This is a genomic window from Pseudomonas fuscovaginae SE-1 (assembly GCF_000364705.1).
Classification (GTDB): domain Bacteria; phylum Pseudomonadota; class Gammaproteobacteria; order Pseudomonadales; family Pseudomonadaceae; genus Aquipseudomonas; species Aquipseudomonas fuscovaginae_A.
Genome location: NZ_AQOH01000054.1, coordinates 1 through 18,567 on the forward strand (window position 1 = coordinate 1; position 18,567 = coordinate 18,567).

Below are 18,567 nucleotides of genomic sequence, written 5' to 3' on the forward strand. Positions count from 1 at the left end.
GTCAAGCCTGCCGCGAAACCGGCCGCTGCCAAAGCCGCCGCCAAGCCCGCCGCGAAACCGGCCGCAGCCAAAGCCGCCGTCGCCAAGCCCGCCGCGAAACCAGCCGCTGCCAAGCCTGCCACTCCGGCGGCCGCACCCGCAGCCTCGGCTCCGGCACCAGTTGCCGCCGCGACGCCTGCGCCCGCTCCTGTTGCTCCAGCGACCACCTCGGCCGCCAACAGCACGCCTACCAGCGCTTCCTAAGCCTGGCTCACCACGACGCGCAGCCGATGCAGCGCGTCGTGGCTCAGGTGGGCCGCAACGCCCGCCGCCGCCTCCAGCCACGCGGTCAGGTCCCCGGCCGCCGTCTGTGGCCAGTCCCGACTCAATGCCTCCAGCCGCGACAGCAGGTGCCGTTCGGCTTCCAGTTCGAGTGCCTTGACCCGTTCCCGCAACCCCTTCAGCTCACAGTCCTGCAAGGTCATGGCCCGCCATTGCCCGCGCAGTTGCCGCAATGGCTGCACCACCTGTTCCTGCCAGGGTTGTGCGATCTCTCGCAGACTAGCCAGCCGCCCAGGCTCATAGCGGATGCCGCGTGCCCCGAGCCAGGCCGCGCAAAGCAGCAGGCAGACATCCGCGCCATGCTCTTGCAGCGCCAGGCAGGCCTTTTCCACGTCGGGTTTGGCGTAAATATCCAGGGAAAACGTCCACAGGTCAGCATGCATGGTGAGATCCGCGCCAGTTGCGAGGGAAGCTGGTAGACTCCGCCGCCATTATGATTCGACTTCAGAACCTGACTTTACAGCGTGGCCCGCAGCGTCTGCTAGAAGACGCCGAGCTGACCCTGCACGCCGGCCAGAAAGCCGGCCTGATCGGTGCCAACGGCGCCGGCAAATCTAGCCTGTTCGCCCTGCTGCGGGGTGAGCTGCACCCGGATTCGGGCGACTGCTTTCTGCCGGCCGACTGGCGTATTGCCCACATGCGCCAGGAGGTCGATACGCTCGAGCGCCTGGCGGTCGACTATGTGCTCGACGGCGACGTGCGCCTGCGTCAGGTGCAGCGCGACCTGGCGGCCGCCGAAGCGGCTCAGGATGGCGCGGCCCTGGCCCGTCTGCACGCGGAACTCGACAGCGCCGACGGCTATACCGCCGATGCCCGTGCCCGCAAGCTGCTGGCCGGCCTGGGGTTCATCAACGAACAGATGGATCGTCGGGTCGGCGATTTCTCCGGTGGCTGGCGGATGCGCCTGAACCTGGCGCAGGCACTGATGTGCCCGTCGGATCTGCTGCTGCTCGACGAGCCGACCAACCACCTCGATCTCGATGCGATCATCTGGCTGGAGGATTGGCTCAAGAGCTACCCCGGCACCCTGCTGCTGATTTCCCATGACCGCGACTTCCTCGATGAAGTGGTCGATCACGTGGCCCATGTCGACCAGCGCAAGCTGGTGCTCTACCGCGGCGGCTACACCGCGTTCGAGCGAGCCCGTGCCGAGCGTCTGGCCCAGCAGCAACAGGCTTACGAGAAGCAGCAGGCGCAGCGTGCGCACATGGAAAGCTACATCGCCCGCTTCAAGGCCCAGGCCACCAAGGCCCGCCAGGCGCAGAGCCGGATCAAGGCCCTGGAGCGGATGGAGGAGCTGTCGGCGGCCCATGTCGATTCGCCGTTCGACTTCACCTTCCGCGAGTCGCACAAGATCTCCAGCCCGTTGCTGGACCTCTCCGACGCGCGCCTGGGCTATGGCGACAAGACCATCCTGGAGAAGGTCAAGCTGCAACTGACCCCGGGTGCCCGGATCGGTCTGCTCGGCCCCAATGGTGCGGGCAAGTCGACACTGATCAAGAACCTCGCCGGTGACCTGTCGCCGCTGTCGGGTCGCCTGACCCGTGGCGAGAACACCGTGGTCGGTTACTTCGCCCAGCATCAGCTCGACTCGCTGGACTCCAAGGCCAGCCCGTTGTTGCACCTGCAACGCCTGGCACCGACCGAACGCGAGCAGACCCTGCGCGACTTCCTTGGCGGTTTCGATTTCCGTGGGGCGCGCATCGACGAGCCGGTACTGAATTTCTCCGGCGGCGAGAAGGCCCGGCTGGCCCTGGCGCTGATCGCCTGGGAGCGGCCGAACCTGCTGCTGCTCGACGAACCGACCAACCACCTGGACCTGGAAATGCGCCTGGCGCTGACCATGGCCCTGCAGGAGTTCAGTGGCGCGGTGCTGGTGGTTTCCCACGACCGTCATCTGCTCAAGAGCACCACCGACAACTTCTTCCTGGTCGCTGACGGCAAGGTCGAGGAATTCGATGGCGACCTGGATGACTACGCCCGTTGGCTGGTGGAGTATCGCCAGCGCAATGCGCCGGTCAGCAGCACGCCGGTCAATCCCGACAAGACCGACAAGAAGGCCCAGCGCCAGGCTGCCGCTGCCCTGCGTCAGCAACTGGCACCGCACAAGCGTGAAGCGGACAAGCTCGAAGCCGAGCTGGGCAAGCTGCACGAACGCCTGGCGGCGGTCGAGGCGAGCCTGGGCGACAGCGCGCTCTACGAAGCCGCCCGCAAGGATGAACTGCGTGATCTGCTGGCCGAGCAGGCCAAGCTCAAAGGCCGTGAGTCCGAGCTGGAAGAGGCCTGGATGGCGGCCCTGGAGCTGCTGGAAAGCATGCAGGCGGAACTGGAGGCGTTGTCCTGACGGGCACGCCGCTGCCTCGGCTTTTCGCAGGCCAAGAAAACGGTGGTCAAGTTCAAGCCTTCGGATTAGCTTAGAGGTTTGTTACAACTCTTATCCGAGGTGCGTGATGCTGCTTGAGACATGGCTGGCCTTTTTTGCTGCATGCTGGGTGATCAGCCTGTCTCCGGGGGCTGGCGCCATCGCCTCGATGTCCAGTGGCCTGCAATACGGCTTCCTGCGCGGCTACTGGAACGCACTCGGCCTGCAACTGGGCCTGGCGGCGCAGATCGCAGTGATCGCTGCCGGTGTTGGCGCGATCCTGGCGGCGTCCTCCACCGCCTTCTACGCCATCAAGTGGTTCGGCGTGGTCTACCTGGTCTATCTCGCGGTCAAGCAATGGCGTGCGCTGCCCAGCGACATGACCGAAGAGGCGACGATCCGTTCGGTCGGCAAGCCGCTGACCCTGATGTTCCGCGGTTTCCTGGTCAACGTCAGCAACCCCAAGGCCCTGGTGTTCATGTTGGCGGTGCTGCCGCAGTTCATCGACCCGCATGCGCCGCTGGTGCATCAGTACCTGATTCTCGGGGTCACCATGATCGCTGTCGACATGATCGTCATGGCCGGCTACACGGGCCTGGCGGCCAAGGTCCTGCGCCTGCTGCGCACGCCGCGGCAGCAACGCCGGATGAACCGTACCTTTGCCGGGCTGTTCGTGGGCGCGGCGGGGTTTCTGGCGACTCTGCACAAGGCCACGACCTGAGGCGCAATGGCGCAAGAAAAAGGCGACCCTGGAGGTCGCCTTTTTTGTGTCGCCGGGAATTACTGCAGCACCCTGGCCGGCTCGTCCGGTGGCAGGTTGTTGCGTTGCAGCGGTGGGCGCGAGTCCGGGTACAGGTTCGGGCCGCCCAACTGCAGGCTCAGTTGCCGCGCGACATCCTCGCCCAGGGACTTCGACACATCGCGTACCACCCGCGGGCGGTTCAGTGACACGCGGATATCCCGGCTGTTGACCAGCTTGGTGTCCTGGCCTTCACCCATGGCGGTGAACGCCGAGGTGATCTGGTAGGTGCGGGTGTTGATCAGGCTGAAATCACCCACCAGGGTCAGGCCCAGCACCGCCGAGTAGCTGTTGGTGTTGGCCAGTTCATTGATGTCCTGGGTGAAGTCGATGTCCGACACGGTGCCGAACAGCACGTAGTCGGCGCCCTTGAAGTTGCCGGCCTTGATCCGTCGGATGACGTCGTAGACATCGCCCTTGGAGTCGGACGTATAGGGCGTGCTCTGGATCAGCTGGAACATGCCGCTGCGCAGGATCTCGCCCTTGATGTCGCCGGTGAACTTGCGCAGCTCGCCCTGCTCGATGTAGCTGCTGCGGCTCTCGTACTCGTCATAGCTCGCGGCGCCGGAGGCACCGTAGTAGCTCTGCTGGTAGTTGGCGCGGGCCGAAACGCTACGGATGTACTGTTCAACCTGCGCCTGGTACGCCAGGTCGGCGACCGCGACCTTCGGCGCGGCCTGCACGCCAAAGGCGCAGAGCAGACCGATGATGCCAATCCATGCTCGCATTGCTTAACGCTCCGTGGTTTTGCGGATCTCTTTCTCGTCCATCCATTCGGCCAGGCCGCTCTCGACGTCGATCAGTTGCAGGCTGAACTTGTAGAACACGTCCTTGTAGTCGCTGCTGCGCTTGACGATCGAGCTGATCGAGCCTTCCAGGCGGTACTTGGCGGCGATCATGTTGCCGGTCTTGCTGATGGTGCTCTTCTTGTACAGGCCGCTCTGGTTCTGCAGCTTGAGCTGGTCGACCTGGCTCTGCATCTCGGTGTTGTCGCTGGCGAAGCGGGCAGTGCCGGACTTCATCAGTTGGGTCTTGATCGAGGTGGTGATCTCGCGGGTGTCGATGTATTCGCTGGTCTTGTTCTTCACGTCATACACCTGGACCACCGGACGACCCTGCAGCACGCCGGACTGGGCCAGGGAGCGGGTCATGGACTCGGCGATCATCTGCAGGTCGGTGGAACCGAACTCGTTGGTGACCAGCTCGACAGCCTTGGTATCACCGTAGCTGATGTTCTTGCCGCCGAGGACCGGCGAATTGTTGGCGCAACCGCTGGCCAGCAGGGCGACGACGGCGAGGAGCGAAAAGCGTGCAAACATGGAGAGGTTCTCTTCAAGGGGGCGCAAGGGGTGGCGTCGTCTCAGGGAGTCTTGACTTCGAGGCGGAAGTCGACGGCCTTCGGCGTCGGGGCGATGGCCGGCAGGAAGGTGCTCTGGGCGCCATACAGGCTCAGGGTCTTCCAGGTTTCTTCATCGGCGACCGGGAAACCGTCGTTGCCCAGCCAGGCAAAGCGGTAGTACATCATCTTGTTCTTGGTGCGCGTGTTGCTCAGTTGCACCTTGACGGTCAGGAAGCCGTTTTCCCGGGCCACGCGGATGGCGCCGACCTGGATGTCTTCCATCTCGCCCATGGCGACGATCTTGCTCGCGGCGCTGCCTGGCGCCGGTGGCGGCGGAGGGGTTGCGCAACCGGCCAGCAGGGCCAGGGCAACGACAGCGGTCAGTTTGAAACGCATGGAAAAGGACTCCGTTCTCAAGGTTGTTTGATGCTGGCGACGGCGGTCGGGTTGGCGCTCGGCACCCGTTGGGCCGCCAGGCCGCTGGTGAACACCTGGTTGCCGATGGCCCGCAGGCTGATGACCTGGTAGGGCCGATCGATGGTGACCTTGACCAGCGAGCCGCCGACCGCGCTGGGCAGCGACACCTGGTGCTCGCCCTTCTTCAGGCGCAGGCGGACCACCTGGGTGGTGTCCGGCAGGGTGCGCCAGGTGCGGGTATCGGCGCCTTCGAGCACGGCGGAAGTGATACCCACGGCCAGGCCCGCGATCGGATTGACCTTGTTCAGGTTCTTCTGCGCGATGCCGCGGCTGATGGCCCGCACGCTGGTGCGCAGGATGATGCCCGGCATGTCGTCGCGCAGGGCGCGGCTGGACATCGCGGTGGTGCTGTTGAGGGCGGTCAGGTTGACCTGCTGGCCGTCGACGCCGATCTGGCTGAAGCCCGGGGTCGAGGTGTCGGCCTTGATGATCGGGAAGGACAGCGGGGTGATCACCACGTTGTCGGAGATCAGCAGCGGCAGCGGAATGCGGATCGAGTCGCGGGCCGGCGCCAGGCCGCTCTGCACGACGATCAGGATGTCGCTGTCAGCGTCCTTGCCGGCCGGCTTGTCGAGATTGACCAGGGCCTGTTCGAGCAGCGGGGTGTTCGGACGCAGTTCGGCCGCCTGGCGATAGCCCGGTGCGGCCAGGTCCTTCTCGCCCAGCGCTTCATAGATGTAGCCGGCAAGGTAGTGGCTGAAGGCGCTCTGGTAGCTGTTTTTCAGGCTGACGACTTCAGGCGCGTCCAGGCTGGCCACCGGGTAGCCCTTGAGGTCCTTGTACTGGGTCTTGATGCCCTGCTTGTCGGCTTCCTCTTCGCGCTTGAGGTATTCCTTGTCGCGCAGCTCGGCGATCACCGCTTCGCGTTCGTGGGTCTTCTTGATCGCGGTGCGGGCGCTCTCGAAGTCGTTGCTGGCGAGGAAGTTCAGGGCCATCTGGGTGGTCAGCATGACCTTTTCGTAGTCGTAGCCTTCGTAGCGGCGGACCTTGTCGTTGACCAGGAAGCTGCCGAACTGGGCGGCGTACCTGGCGTAGTCGACCTTGACCGCATCTTCCCATTGGCCAACCACCTGGTCGGCGCTGCCCCAGGCCTGCTGGCTGCCGGGGATGTCGCCCTTGGCCCGCAGCAGTTCGCCTTTCTCGAAGTAGTACAGCAGGTCGCGGTCTTCGCCGGTATTGTTCTTCTCCAGCATCGACAAGGCGGCGTCGACATTACCGGAAGCCAACTGCTGGTTGGTCTGGGCCAGTTCACTGTCGTAGTTGCGGAACACCGAGCAGCCGGACAGCAGGGTCACGGCCCCAAGGGCGATAAGGAGGCGGGTGCTGGGTGTCATGCGCGACATCTTCCCTGATGATGAAAGCAGCCGTAGCGCGGGTCTGGCTGGATGAACCCATTGGCAGGGGAAGATTGTCCTGACAATTCCTCATTAAAAGAGGAGCTTTTATTGCGTTTGCCCATAACACCGGCGCGGCATTATAGGCAGTGAATGATGGCTATGTAATGGCTTTTTTGCCCCAAACTGATGGCTCATTAGCGCGTCGAGGGGGCGTGGTGCCTGATCACGTTAATAGGGGGCGAGTGGCGACGTCGACGTGTCGGGGGACGAAGATCGCGTAGGAGTCCGCATCTGACTGTGCAGGTCAGATCCGCAGTTGTCGGGTGTTTCTGCAACTTCCAGGGTCTGCGTCTGGGTGTCCTGCCTTCGCGCAGGAAATTTCAGGGCTTTGCCTGGGATGATTGAATCGCGTAGCCGCTGGCGAATACCCGCTCGCCGATGAGCCGCAGCCCGATCACCTGGAACGGTTGGTCGATGTTGAAGGCCACCGTCTCGGTCTTGGACAGGCGCAACTGGTGCAGCCCCGGCTTGAGCCGCAGGCGGGCGACGAGGGTGTTGTCCGGCAGGGTACGCCAGGTCCGGGTATCGGCCTGTTCGAAGGGGGCGTCGGCGATCTGCTTGGCTTTTTCCGGGTGTTTCCTGTTATCCGTGGCCTGCACCTGCGCGATGGCGGTGGCGCGTAGCCGGGTGCGTTGAATGATGCCTGGCATATCATCCCGCAGGGTACGCAGGGACATGTCGGTGATGCTGTTGAGCAGGGTCAGTGGCTGCTTGCGTCCATCGATGCCGACCGAGCTCGGCCGGGCGGTCGCGTTATCCGGTACCAGGATGGGGAAAGAAACCACGGAGGTGATGGTCTGGCCGTCCCGCATCTGCACGGGAAAGGGCAGGCGTATCGAGCTGCGGGCTGGTGCCAGGCCGGTCTGGACGATGATCAGCACATCGCTGCCGTCCACCGCTTGCGGTGGTTTGCCGAGGTTCGACAGTGCCTGTTCGAGAAATGGCGTGTTCGGCCGCAGCTCGATGGCCTGGCGATAACCGGGGGCCGCCAGGTCGCGTTCGCCCAGGGCCTCGTAGACGAAGCCGGACAGATAATGGCTGAACGCGCTCTGGTAGCCGTTCTTCAGGGCCAGCACCTGCGGTGCGTCGAGGATCTGCACCGGGTAGCCCTGCAGGTTCTTGTAGCGCAGGTCGATACCTTGCTCGTGCGCCTCGGCCTCCAGGCGCAGGTACTCCTGGTCGCGCCGCTCGGCGATCTGCGTCTCGCGTTCGTGGGTCTTTTTGATATCGACGCGGGCCCCGTCGAAGTCATTCAGCGCCAGGCGGTTGAGGGCCATCTGCGTCGTCAGCATGACCTTTTCGTAGTCGTAGCCGTCGTAGCGGCGGATCTTGTCGTTGATCGCCAGGGTGCCGAGGCTGGCCAGGATCTTGAAGTAGTCGATGTCCGTCGAGTCCTCGCGCACCAGCACCGCGTGGTCCGCCACTCGCCAGGCTTCCTCGCTGGCGGCCAGGTCGCCCTTGGCCCGCAGCAGTTCGCCCTTTTCCAGGTAGTACAGCAGGTCCTTGTCGTCCCAGGGGTTGTGGCGTTCGAGCAGGTACAGGGCCAGCTCGGCATTGCCGGCGCGCAACTGCTCGTTGGTCAACTGCATTTCGCCGTCATAGTCTCGGTAGATGGCACAACTGTCCAGCAGGCAGCAGAACAGCAGGGGAGTGAGCAGGCGCCGGACCATGGTTCTTTATTGTCTTCCTTGTGGGCGTTCGAAGCGGCTATTTGTCTCTTTGCACCGCGCAACCCTTGAGTGAGACGCGGTGAGAGGGAACAATATGTTACTTCGCATTTCCATTTAGGTCGTTTCAATGATTGTTCCCACGCGTTTCCTGGCCTGGCTGATGCTGCCGATGTTCGCCCTATGCAGCTCCAGCCTGCTGGCGAATACGGTGGAGGGTGCCCCCCAGGCCTTGCACCTGATCGATTACATCGGCGCGGACTACCCGGCCACGGTGGCGGATGGCAAGGTCATCGACGAAACCGAATACCACGAGCAACTGGAATTCCTCAACGCGCTGCAGAAGCTGATCGTTGCGCTGCCGGCCCGTGCCGAGCGGGCGGAACTTGAGCAGGGCGTGGTCGACCTGCGCAAGTCCATCGACGCCCGCCAGGAGGGTGCGATCGTGGCGCGTCAGGCCCGGCAACTGGGGGCCAGGCTGGCGGTGGCCTACGAGGTCAGCCAGGCGCCGGCCATTACCCCGGACCCGGCCCGCGGCGCGCCGCTCTATGCCCAGCAGTGTTCGGTCTGCCACGGCGAGAGCGGGGCTGGCGACGGTCCGGCGGGCAGCGGCATGACGCCGCCGCCGGCCAACCTGCGTGACGCTTCGCGCCTGGATCGCCTGAGCCTCTACGGTATCTACAACACCCTGACCCTGGGGGTCGAAGGGACGGACATGCCGTCGTTCGCCGATCAGCTCGACGAGCGCCAGCGCTGGGACCTGGCCACCTACATCGCCAGCTTCAGCGCCGCGCCCGTGGCGCCGACCGACAAGGCCTACAACATCGCCGACCTGGCCCGCCAGACCCCCAGCGAAATCCAGGCCGCCGAAGGCGACGAGGCCGCGGCGCTGTTCCGTGCCCAGCGCGCCCAGCCGCCGCAGGTCAAGCGCGGGCCGTCGCAGTTGCTCGACTACACCGCGACCACCCTGGACAAGAGCCTGGCCGCCTACCGCGCCGGCGATCGCGAGCAGGCCTACGACCTGTCCGTGGCGGCCTACCTGGAAGGTTTCGAACTGGTCGAAAGCTCTCTGGACAACGTCGATGCCAACGTGCGCAAGGACACCGAGAAGTCGCTGATGGCCTACCGGCAATCCCTGCAGGACGGCCTGCCGGTAGAGCAGGTGGAGCAACGCCTGGGCGTTGCCAAGGACAAGCTCAAGGAGTCCGCCGGCCTGCTGGGCAGCGACGGCCTGAGCCAGTCGCTGAGCTTCATCTCCGGCCTGCTGATCCTGCTGCGCGAAGGCCTGGAGGCGATCCTGGTGCTGGCGGCGATCCTGGCGTTCCTGCGCAACACCGGCCAGCAGTCGGCGGTGCGCAGCGTCAACATCGGCTGGGGCCTGGCCCTGCTGGCCGGTGCTGGAACCTGGGCGCTGGCGGCCTACGTGATCGACGTCAGCGGTTCCCAGCGTGAGCTGCTCGAAGGCTGCACGGCGCTGTTCGCCAGCGTGATGGTGCTGTGGCTGGGCGTGTGGATGCATGACCGTCGGCACGCCGCCGCATGGCAGGACTACATCAAGAGCAGCCTGGTCAGTGGCGGCGGCCGTTTCGGTTTTGCCGTGCTGGCGTTCTTCTCGGTGTATCGCGAATTGTTCGAAGTGATTCTGTTCTACGAAACCCTCTGGCTGCAGGCCGGCCCTGCCGGGCACAATGCGGTGCTGGCGGGTGGCGCGACGGCGCTGGTGCTGCTGATCGGCCTGGCCTGGGTGATCCTGCGCGGTTCGGCGAAACTGCCGCTGGCGATGTTCTTCGGCATCAATGCCGGGCTGCTCTGCGCCCTGTCGGTGGTGTTCGCCGGGCATGGCGTCAAGGCGTTGCAGGAAGCCGGGATTTTCGGCACGCGGCCGGTGGCGTTCTTCGACTTCGATTGGCTGGGCATTCACGCCGACGCCTACTCGCTGGGTGCCCAGGCCGTCGCGTTGCTGGCGATCATCGTGCTCTACGGCCGTAGCCGGCTGGCGGAGAAGCGCCGGTTGCAGGCGTCCTGAGCATGCGCGTGTGGATCGATGCCGACGCCTGCCCGCGGATCGCTCGCGACCTGGTGGTCAAGTTCGCCCTCAAGCGGCAGTTCGAGGTGGTGCTGGTGGCGGGTCAGCCGCAGCCCCGCCCGCCGTTTGCCATTGTCAGGCTGATCGTGGTGCCCAGCGGGCCGGATGCCGCCGATGACTATCTGGTGGAGCATGCGGTGCCGGGCGAACTGGTGATCTGCAGCGACGTGCCGCTGGCCGACCGTCTGGTGAAAAAGGGCGTGGCGGCCCTCGATCCACGGGGCAAGCCGTTCGACGAGCAGAACATGGGCGAGCGGCTGGCGGTGCGCAACCTGTTCACCGACCTGCGCGAACAGGGGCAGGTCGGCGGTGGTCAGGCACCCTATGGCGAGCGCGAGAAACAGGCGTTCGCCAATTCGCTGGATCGGATCCTGACGCGGCTCGCCCGGGCTTCCTAGGCCTCCTGATCCTCCTGGGCCAGCTCCAGCACCCGGTCCACCAACTTGTTGATCCCCGCCGCCGCTTCGCCAATCGATTGGGCAAGCATGTAGGCGGGGGTCGTCACCAGCTTGCGGGCCTTGTCCTCGACGATTTCGTCCACCGCGCATTCCTGGTGGTTGGCGCCCATCCTGCCCAGCGCCGCGGCCGTGTCGGCATCGTTGCCGATGGTACAGGTCACGCCCGGGCCGTAGATCTTCGCGGCCAGCGCCGGGGTGATGCAGATCAGCCCCACTGGCTTGCCGGCCTCGGCGAAGGCTTCGGCCAGGGCCAGGACCTCGGCCTGCACGCTGCAGCCGGCGCCTTCGATGGCAAAGTTGGAGAGGTTCTTCGCCGCGCCGAAACCTCCGGGCACGATCAGCCCGTCGAAATCCCGCGCGTCGGCCTCGTGCAGGTCGCGGACCTGGCCGCGGGCGATGCGTGCCGACTCCACCAGCACATTGCGCGACTCGGGCATTTCCTCGCCGGTCAGGTGGTTGATCACCTGCAATTGGGGGATGTTCGGCGCGAAACACTGCACTTGGGCGCCGCGCTGGTCCAGGCGCAAGAGCGTCAGCACGCTTTCGTGGATCTCGGCGCCGTCGTATACGCCGCAGCCGGACAGGATTACCGCGATTTTCCTGGTCATGTTGTATCTCCTGATTTCTGGCGTTAAATGTCTACCAATCTGGCAGTCATTGTCAGCGGAATTTGCAGCGACTACACCTAATCTTGGGCCAATCGTTCCTCTTGGGTAGCGCCATGGACCTCATTCCCTATGCGATTCCGTTTTTCGTCGTACTGATCGTTGTCGAACTGCTGACCGACTATCGGCGCGGCACCCGTCATTATCGGGTGGCCGACTCCATCAACAGCCTCAGCACCGGTGTGTTGTCGACCACCACTGGCATTCTGACCAAGGGCGTGGGCCTGGTGACCTACGCCGTCGCCCTCGACCACCTGGCGTTGTTCGACCTGCCGGCCGACAGCCCCTGGGTGTGGGTCATGGCCTTCGTGGTCTACGACTTCTGCTACTACTGGCTGCACCGCATGGGGCATGAGCGCAATATCCTCTGGGCCGCGCACTCGGTGCATCACCAGAGCGAGGAGTACAACCTGTCCACGGCCCTGCGCCAGACCAGCAGCGGTTTCCTGCTGAGCTGGATCTTCTACCTGCCGTTGGCGGTGCTCGGGGTGCCCCTGTCGGTGTTCATCACTGTCGCGGCGCTGAACCTGCTCTATCAGTTCTGGGTGCATACCCGGCACATTCCCAAGCTCGGCTGGTACGAGTGGTTCTTCGTCACCCCCTCCAACCACCGTGCGCATCACGCGCAGAATCCTCTTTATATGGATCGCAATTACGGCGGTGTGTTCATTCTCTGGGATCGGCTGTTCGGCACCTTCCAGGAAGAAGACGATGCCGAACCGGTGGTGTTCGGGGTGACCACGCCATTGGCCAGCTGGAACCCGCTGTGGGCCAACCTGCAGTTTTATGCGCAACTGGCCAGCGACGCCCGGCGTACCGAAAGCTACCGGGACAAACTGCGCATCTGGTTCATGCCCACCGGCTGGCGCCCGGCGGACGTCGCGGCGAAGTATCCATTGGCGAAACATGATCTGGCGCACTTTCGCAAGTTCGAGGTGCCGCTGGAACCGCGCCAGCAGGTCTATATCGCCTTGCAGTTCGCGGTGTACGTGGCGTTGGGCAGCTACCTGATGAATTTCGCCGAAAAACTGCCCCAGGCGGCGCTGGTGCTCGGCTGGGGCGCGATGCTTCTGGGCCTGTTCGTGCTCGGGGCGGGCCTGGAGAATCGGCCGTGGGCATTGAAGCTGGAAGTGACGCGGTTGCTGCTGAATGTGCCGCTGGTCTGGCTGGCTCCACTGGTCGGACTGTGGCCGGCCAGCCCGCTGGGCTGGATCGGTCTGCTCAGCTACAGCCTGCTGAGCGTGATCGGACTCTACTGCTGCCGCAGCCGGGTCATTCGCCTGGCGGGTTCGTAGGGCCGGCCAGGGACTGCTCGGCTTCGACCTTGCGCGCCAGGCGGGCACTCTTGAAGCGCCGCCAGCTCCAGAGGATCAGGCCGACCAGCAGCAGGCCGCCGAGCACCCACAGCTCATACTTCTTCACGCTGCCCAGCATGCCTTCGAGGATCGCCCCGAAGTGATAGGCCGCCGCCGCCAGGGCCGCGGCCCAGATCGCCGCGCCGATACCATTGAGCAGCAGATAGCGTCCCGGCGGATAGCCCGACAGGCCGATCGCCACCGGCATCACCGTGCGCAGGCCATAGACGAAGCGGAAGCTTAGCACCCAGATGTCCGGGTGGCGCCGGATATGTTCCAGCGCCCGGTCACCCATCGACTGCCAGCGCGGCTTGCGTGCCAGCAACTTGCGGCCATGCTTGCGCCCCAGGAAGTACCACAGCTGGTCGCCGGCATAGCTGCCGAAGAACGCCACGATAACCACCAGGTTGATGTCCATGTATCCGCGAAACGCCAGGAAGCCTGCGAGGACCAGAATGGTCTCGCCTTCGAAGAACGTTCCGAGAAACAGGGCGAAGTAGCCGAAATCCTGCAGAAATTGTTGGAGCATTGTCTGGATGCTGGCGAAATGAACGCGCAGCCTACCCCTTCGACGACAGAGAGGAAAGTGTCCAAATGTGTCTCGACGTTAACATTTCCTACAAAAGTAGCGGCTGCGGCGCCCCGTCGCAGGAGTAAGCACAACTGTCATTCCTTCGTCATAATGGCCGCTTATAACTGCCATGCTCGCCCGCCCGTGCGGGCTCAGGAGTCTGCCGTGAGCTTTACCCCCGCCAATCGCTTGTTCCCCGCCACCCGCCTGCGCCGCAATCGTCGCGACGATTTTTCCCGACGCCTGGTGCGCGAGAATGTTCTGACCGTCGATGACCTGATCCTGCCGGTCTTCGTGCTCGATGGCGAGAACCGTCGCGAGGCGGTGGCGTCGATGCCGGGGGTGGAGCGCCTGACCATCGACCTGCTGCTCGAAGAGGCGGCCAACTGGGTCGAACTGGGAATTCCCGCACTGGCGCTGTTCCCGGTCACGCCGGCCGAACTCAAGTCGCTGGATGCCAGCGAGGCCTGGAACCCGCAAGGCATTGCCCAGCGCGCCACCCGCGCCCTGCGTGAGCGCTTCCCGGAACTGGGGGTGATCACCGATGTGGCCCTGGACCCGTTCACCACCCATGGCCAGGACGGTATCCTCGACGAGGAAGGCTACGTCCAGAACGATATCACCGTCGATGCCCTGGTCCGCCAGGCGCTGTCCCACGCCGAGGCCGGTGCCCAGGTGGTGGCACCGTCCGACATGATGGACGGTCGAGTCCAGGCGATCCGCGAGGCGCTGGAGCTGGCCGGTCACGTCAACGTACGGATCATGGCCTACTCGGCGAAATACGCCAGTGCCTACTATGGTCCGTTCCGCGATGCGGTCGGTTCGGCCTCGAACCTGGGCAAGGCGAACAAGGCCTCGTACCAGATGGACCCGGCCAACGGCGACGAAGCGCTGCATGAAGTGGCCGCCGATCTGGCCGAAGGGGCCGACATGGTCATGGTCAAGCCGGGCATGCCGTACCTGGACATCCTTTACCGGGTCAAGAATGAATTCAAGGTGCCGACCTTTGTCTATCAGGTCAGCGGTGAATACGCCATGCACATGGCGGCGATCCAGAATGGTTGGTTGAGTGAAGGGGTCATTCTTGAATCCCTGACCGCTTTTAAACGTGCCGGAGCTGATGGCATCCTGACTTACTTTGCCGTTCGTGCCGCTCAATTGCTACGAGAGCAAAAATAGCCCTCACAGGAACACTCGATGAATACCGAAGGACTCAGCGAAGTTGAAGTAAAAGAAGCTCAACCGGTGGTCGAGCAGATCGTCGAAACCCCGCCGGAGCTGGAGCCGGCGCCGGTGGTTGCCGAGGCGCCGCATGTGGCGGTGCCGGCGGCGGTGGCGATTCCGAATCTGGATGACAGCAGTCTCTACATCCACCGCGAGTTGTCGCAGCTGCAGTTCAACATCCGCGTGCTTGAGCAGGCGCTGGACGAGTCCTATCCGTTGCTGGAGCGGCTCAAGTTCCTGCTGATCTTTTCCAGCAACCTCGATGAGTTCTTCGAAATTCGTGTCGCCGGGCTGAAGAAGCAGATCACCTTCGCCCGTGAACAGGCCGGCGCCGACGGCCTGCAGCCGCACCAGGCGCTGGCGCGCATCAGCGAGCTGGTGCATGGCCAGGTCGACCGTCAGTACGCGATCCTCAACGACATCCTGTTGCCGGAGCTGGAGAAGCACCAGGTCCGCTTCATCCGTCGCCGCTACTGGACCGCCAAGCTCAAGACCTGGGTCCGCCGCTATTTCCGCGACGAGATCGCGCCGATCATCACTCCGATCGGCCTCGATCCGACGCATCCGTTCCCGTTGCTGGTGAACAAGAGCCTGAACTTCATTGTCGAGCTCGAGGGTATCGATGCCTTCGGCCGCGACTCGGGCCTGGCGATCATTCCGGCACCGCGTCTGTTGCCGCGGATCATCAAGGTACCGGAAGACGTCGGTGGCCCGGGTGACAACTATGTATTCCTGTCGTCGATGATCCACGCGCACGCCGACGACCTGTTCCAGGGCATGAAGGTCAAGGGCTGCTACCAGTTCCGCCTGACCCGCAACGCCGACCTGGCACTGGACTCGGAGGACGTCGAGGACCTGGCCCGCGCGCTGCGTGGCGAACTGTTCTCCCGTCGCTACGGTGATGCCGTGCGCCTGGAAGTGGCCGATACCTGCCCGAAACACCTGTCGGACTACCTGCTCAAGCAGTTCAACCTGTCCGAGACCGAGCTGTACCAGGTCAACGGTCCGGTGAACCTGACCCGCCTGTTCAGCATCACTGGCCTGGACAGCCATCCGGAGCTGCAATACACGCCGTTCACCCCACAGATCCCGAAACTGCTGCAGAACAGCGAGAACATTTTCAGCGTGATCAGCAAGCAGGACATCCTGCTGCTGCACCCGTTCGAATCCTTCACTCCGGTGGTCGACCTGCTGCGCCAGGCCGCCAAGGACCCGCACGTCCTGGCCGTGCGCCAGACCCTGTACCGCAGCGGTGCCAACTCGGAGATCGTCGACGCCCTGGTGGACGCGGCGCGCAACGGCAAGGAGGTCACCGCGGTGATCGAGTTGCGGGCGCGCTTCGATGAAGAGTCCAACCTGCAGTTGGCCAGTCGCCTGCAGGCGGCCGGTGCGGTGGTGATCTACGGTGTGGTCGGCTTCAAGACCCATGCCAAGATGATGCTGATCCTGCGTCGCGAGGCCGGCGAGATCGTGCGTTACGCGCACCTCGGTACCGGTAACTACCACGCCGGCAACGCCCGCCTGTATACCGACTACAGCCTGCTGACTTCCGACGACGCCCTGTGCGAAGACGTCGGCAAGCTGTTCAGCCAGTTGATCGGCATGGGCAAGACCCTGCGCATGAAAAAGCTGCTGCATGCGCCGTTCACCCTGAAGAAGGGCATGCTCGACATGATTGCCCGGGAGACCCAGTTCGCCATCGATGGCAAACCGGCGCACATCATCGCCAAGTTCAACTCGCTGACCGATCCGAAGATCATCCGCGCGTTGTACAAGGCCAGCCAGTGCGGCGTGCGTATCGACCTGGTGGTGCGTGGCATGTGCTGCCTGCGTCCGGGCATCGCCGGGGTTTCGCACAATATCCATGTGCGTTCGATCATCGGCCGCTTCCTGGAGCACACCCGGGTGTTCTACTTCCTCAACGGTGGCGAGGAGCAGATGTTCCTGTCCAGTGCCGACTGGATGGAGCGCAACCTCGACAAACGGGTCGAGACCTGCTTCCCGGTCGAGGGCAAGAAGCTGATCCTGCGGGTCAAGAAAGAGCTGGAAAGCTATCTCACCGACAACACCCACAGCTGGAGCCTGCAGTCGGACGGTCGCTACATCCGCAATACGCCGACCGGCAACCAGAACCCGCGCAGCGCCCAGACGACCCTGCTGGATCGCCTGAGCAGCCCGGTCCTCAGCGTACGTTGAGGGTGATGCCGACTCGGGTCAGCCACTCCGCCTCCAGGGCGAAGTCGGCCTGAGTCAGCTGGTTCTGCTCCAGCCACCCCTTGGGGAACGCCACATCCAGGGTATCGCCGTCGGCGCGCAAGGCGACCTGCGGCATTTCCTGGGTGCCACGGATGTGGTGGAACAGGATCGCGAAGCGCAGCAGCACGCACAGGCGAATCAGCCTGATGCCGTCGTCACCGAACTCGGCGAACTTGTCCTTGGGAATGTTGCGACGGTGCCCGCGAACCAGGAGCGCGAGCATCTGCTGGTCTTCCCGGGAGAAGCCGGCCAGGTCGGAGTGTTCGATCAGGTAGGCGCCGTGCTTGTGGTAGTGGTAGTGGGCGATGTCCAGGCCGACTTCGTGGACCTTGGCTGCCCAGCCGAGCAGTTCGCGCCAGATCCCGTCTTCCAGTTCCCAGTCCTTGGCCACCTGGTCGAAGGCATGCAGTGCCTTGCGCTCGACGCGCACCACTTGCTCCTGGTCGACGTGGTAGCGCTCCATCAGCGAGGTGAGGGTGCGTTCGCGGACGTCCTCATGGTGATGACGGCCGAGCAGGTCGTAGAGCACGCCTTCGCGCAGGGCGCCGTCGCAGTGGTCCATGCGCTGCAGGTCGAGGGAGTCGAAAATCGCTTCGAGAATCGCCAGGCCGGCGGGGAAGATGGCGCGGCGGTCCGGCTTGATCCCTTCGAAATCGATCTTCTCGATCTCGCCCAGCTTGAACAGCTTGCGCTTGAGCCAGGCCAGGCCTTCGGCATTCACCTCGCCGTTGCCCTGGCCGCCAGCCTTGAGCGCCAGGCCGATGGCGCGGATGGTTCCGGACGAGCCGATCGCCTCGTCCCATTTCAGGCGGTGCAGGGCGTTCTCGATGCTCATGATCTCCAGACGCGCCGCAGTGTAGGCCTGGGCGTAGCGGGCCGGGGTGATCTTGCCGTCGCGGAAGTAGCGCTGGGTGTAGCTGACGCAACCCATCTGCAGGCTCTCGCGCAGTAGTGGCTCGAAGCGCTGGCCGATGATGAACTCGGTACTGCCGCCGCCGATGTCGGCGACCAGGCGCTTGCCCGGGGTATCGGCGAGGGTGTGGGAGACGCCGAGGTAGATCAGGCGGGCTTCCTCGCGGCCGGAGATGACCTCCACCGGGTGGCCGAGAATCGCCTCCGCACGATGGATGAACTCGGCGCGGTTGCGTGCCTCGCGCAGGGCGTTGGTGCCGACGATCCGTACGGCGCCCAATGGCATGCCGTTGATCAGTTGGGCGAAACGCTTCAGGCAATCGAGCCCACGCTGCATCGATTCTTCGTTGAGTTTGCGCTCCTCATCGATGCCGGCGGCCAGCTGAACCTTTTCGCCGAGCCGCTCCAGGATCCGGATTTCACCGTTCTGGGCCTTGGCCACGACCATGTGGAAGCTGTTCGAGCCCAGGTCGATAGCGGCGATCAGGGAAAGATTCTTGGCTTGGGAATGGGGCATGGTTGAAGGATCTCGGTCGATAACCCCGCCATCGTGCCACGATCAGGCTCCGACGCCAACGTAGGGCGCCCGTGGGCATCGGCTCGGGATCGGTTGCGGGGTAGGTGAAAAGTCATTGCTTCAATTTTCCTACACGAATATGTCGCATTCATTACTGACCG

General features: G+C 64.0%; 16 protein-coding genes. 7 read left to right on the plus strand and 9 right to left on the minus strand.

Annotated elements, in window-relative coordinates; translation table 11 throughout:
• Positions 1-239 precede the first annotated feature (239 nt).
• On the minus strand, positions 240-704 hold the full coding sequence (locus K675_RS0106030) for a TIGR02444 family protein (protein ID WP_017902611.1): 465 nt from the start codon (positions 702-704) through the stop codon (positions 240-242).
• 50 nt (positions 705-754) lie between these two features.
• Between K675_RS0106030 and K675_RS0106035 the strand changes: the two genes are divergently transcribed.
• Positions 755-2,665 carry an ATP-binding cassette domain-containing protein gene (locus K675_RS0106035; RefSeq protein ID WP_017902612.1) on the plus strand — a complete coding sequence of 637 codons (1,911 nt, stop codon included), beginning with the start codon at positions 755-757 and terminating at the stop codon, positions 2,663-2,665.
• Between the two features lie 106 nt (positions 2,666-2,771).
• Positions 2,772-3,404: a LysE family transporter gene (locus K675_RS0106040; RefSeq protein WP_017902613.1), complete on the plus strand. Its 633-nt coding sequence runs from the start codon at positions 2,772-2,774 to the stop codon at positions 3,402-3,404.
• A 59-nt stretch (positions 3,405-3,463) separates the two neighbouring features.
• Here K675_RS0106040 and K675_RS0106045 read toward each other — a convergent pair whose 3' ends face one another.
• The 5 genes from K675_RS0106045 to K675_RS0106065 all read right to left on the minus strand — a co-directional run bounded on the left by K675_RS0106045 (position 3,464) and on the right by K675_RS0106065 (position 8,365).
• Complete coding sequence (locus K675_RS0106045; protein ID WP_017902614.1) at positions 3,464-4,210, minus strand: hypothetical protein; 747 nt, start codon at positions 4,208-4,210, stop codon at positions 3,464-3,466.
• Positions 4,211-4,213: 3 nt separating this feature from the next.
• Positions 4,214-4,801, minus strand: coding sequence for a penicillin-binding protein activator LpoB (lpoB, locus tag K675_RS0106050; RefSeq protein WP_017902615.1), 588 nt, complete (start codon positions 4,799-4,801; stop codon positions 4,214-4,216).
• A gap of 41 nt (positions 4,802-4,842) precedes the next feature.
• Positions 4,843-5,217 (minus strand): YcfL family protein, encoded by a 375-nt coding sequence (locus K675_RS0106055; RefSeq protein ID WP_017902616.1) that lies wholly within the window; start codon positions 5,215-5,217, stop codon positions 4,843-4,845.
• A gap of 17 nt (positions 5,218-5,234) precedes the next feature.
• Complete coding sequence (locus K675_RS0106060) at positions 5,235-6,632, minus strand: COG3014 family protein (RefSeq protein WP_017902617.1); 1,398 nt, start codon at positions 6,630-6,632, stop codon at positions 5,235-5,237.
• Positions 6,633-7,015: 383 nt separating this feature from the next.
• Positions 7,016-8,365, minus strand: coding sequence for a COG3014 family protein (locus K675_RS0106065; protein WP_017902618.1), 1,350 nt, complete (start codon positions 8,363-8,365; stop codon positions 7,016-7,018).
• A gap of 127 nt (positions 8,366-8,492) precedes the next feature.
• Here K675_RS0106065 and K675_RS0106070 point away from each other — a divergent pair, with 127 nt between their 5' ends.
• Positions 8,493-10,388 (plus strand): cytochrome c/FTR1 family iron permease, encoded by a 1,896-nt coding sequence (locus K675_RS0106070; RefSeq protein ID WP_017902619.1) that lies wholly within the window; start codon positions 8,493-8,495, stop codon positions 10,386-10,388.
• 2 nt (positions 10,389-10,390) lie between these two features.
• Positions 10,391-10,846, plus strand: a complete 456-nt coding sequence (locus tag K675_RS0106075) for a YaiI/YqxD family protein (RefSeq protein ID WP_017902620.1) — start codon at positions 10,391-10,393, stop codon at positions 10,844-10,846.
• Here K675_RS0106075 and elbB read toward each other — a convergent pair.
• A complete protein-coding gene (gene elbB, locus K675_RS0106080) occupies positions 10,843-11,514 on the minus strand; it encodes an isoprenoid biosynthesis glyoxalase ElbB (RefSeq protein ID WP_017902621.1) in 672 nt (223 codons plus the stop codon). The genes K675_RS0106075 and elbB overlap by 4 nt on opposite strands.
• Before the next feature lie 113 nt (positions 11,515-11,627).
• Between elbB and K675_RS0106085 the strand changes: the two genes are divergently transcribed.
• Positions 11,628-12,866: a sterol desaturase family protein gene (locus K675_RS0106085; RefSeq protein WP_017902622.1), complete on the plus strand. Its 1,239-nt coding sequence runs from the start codon at positions 11,628-11,630 to the stop codon at positions 12,864-12,866.
• Here K675_RS0106085 and K675_RS0106090 read toward each other — a convergent pair.
• Positions 12,844-13,455 (minus strand): DedA family protein, encoded by a 612-nt coding sequence (locus K675_RS0106090; protein WP_017902623.1) that lies wholly within the window; start codon positions 13,453-13,455, stop codon positions 12,844-12,846. The genes K675_RS0106085 and K675_RS0106090 overlap by 23 nt on opposite strands.
• A gap of 207 nt (positions 13,456-13,662) precedes the next feature.
• Between K675_RS0106090 and hemB the strand changes: the two genes are divergently transcribed.
• Positions 13,663-14,676, plus strand: coding sequence for a porphobilinogen synthase (gene hemB / locus K675_RS0106095; RefSeq protein WP_017902624.1), 1,014 nt, complete (start codon positions 13,663-13,665; stop codon positions 14,674-14,676).
• An 18-nt stretch (positions 14,677-14,694) separates the two neighbouring features.
• A complete protein-coding gene (gene ppk1, locus K675_RS0106100) occupies positions 14,695-16,917 on the plus strand; it encodes a polyphosphate kinase 1 (protein WP_017902625.1) in 2,223 nt (740 codons plus the stop codon).
• Here the strand turns inward: ppk1 and ppx are convergent.
• Positions 16,904-18,406, minus strand: a complete 1,503-nt coding sequence (gene ppx, locus K675_RS0106105) for an exopolyphosphatase (protein WP_017902626.1) — start codon at positions 18,404-18,406, stop codon at positions 16,904-16,906. The genes ppk1 and ppx overlap by 14 nt on opposite strands.
• Positions 18,407-18,567 lie beyond the last annotated feature (161 nt).

Coding starts and splice junctions, on each gene's coding strand:
- K675_RS0106030 (WP_017902611.1), bottom strand. CDS start 704: ATGCATGCTGACCTGTGGACGTTTTCCCTGGATATTTACGCCAAACCC.
- K675_RS0106035 (WP_017902612.1), top strand. CDS start 755: ATGATTCGACTTCAGAACCTGACTTTACAGCGTGGCCCGCAGCGTCTG.
- K675_RS0106040 (WP_017902613.1), top strand. CDS start 2,772: ATGCTGCTTGAGACATGGCTGGCCTTTTTTGCTGCATGCTGGGTGATC.
- K675_RS0106045 (WP_017902614.1), bottom strand. CDS start 4,210: ATGCGAGCATGGATTGGCATCATCGGTCTGCTCTGCGCCTTTGGCGTG.
- lpoB (WP_017902615.1), bottom strand. CDS start 4,801: ATGTTTGCACGCTTTTCGCTCCTCGCCGTCGTCGCCCTGCTGGCCAGC.
- K675_RS0106055 (WP_017902616.1), bottom strand. CDS start 5,217: ATGCGTTTCAAACTGACCGCTGTCGTTGCCCTGGCCCTGCTGGCCGGT.
- K675_RS0106060 (WP_017902617.1), bottom strand. CDS start 6,632: ATGACACCCAGCACCCGCCTCCTTATCGCCCTTGGGGCCGTGACCCTG.
- K675_RS0106065 (WP_017902618.1), bottom strand. CDS start 8,365: ATGGTCCGGCGCCTGCTCACTCCCCTGCTGTTCTGCTGCCTGCTGGAC.
- K675_RS0106070 (WP_017902619.1), top strand. CDS start 8,493: ATGATTGTTCCCACGCGTTTCCTGGCCTGGCTGATGCTGCCGATGTTC.
- K675_RS0106075 (WP_017902620.1), top strand. CDS start 10,391: ATGCGCGTGTGGATCGATGCCGACGCCTGCCCGCGGATCGCTCGCGAC.
- elbB (WP_017902621.1), bottom strand. CDS start 11,514: ATGACCAGGAAAATCGCGGTAATCCTGTCCGGCTGCGGCGTATACGAC.
- K675_RS0106085 (WP_017902622.1), top strand. CDS start 11,628: ATGGACCTCATTCCCTATGCGATTCCGTTTTTCGTCGTACTGATCGTT.
- K675_RS0106090 (WP_017902623.1), bottom strand. CDS start 13,455: ATGCTCCAACAATTTCTGCAGGATTTCGGCTACTTCGCCCTGTTTCTC.
- ppk1 (WP_017902625.1), top strand. CDS start 14,695: ATGAATACCGAAGGACTCAGCGAAGTTGAAGTAAAAGAAGCTCAACCG.
- ppx (WP_017902626.1), bottom strand. CDS start 18,406: ATGCCCCATTCCCAAGCCAAGAATCTTTCCCTGATCGCCGCTATCGAC.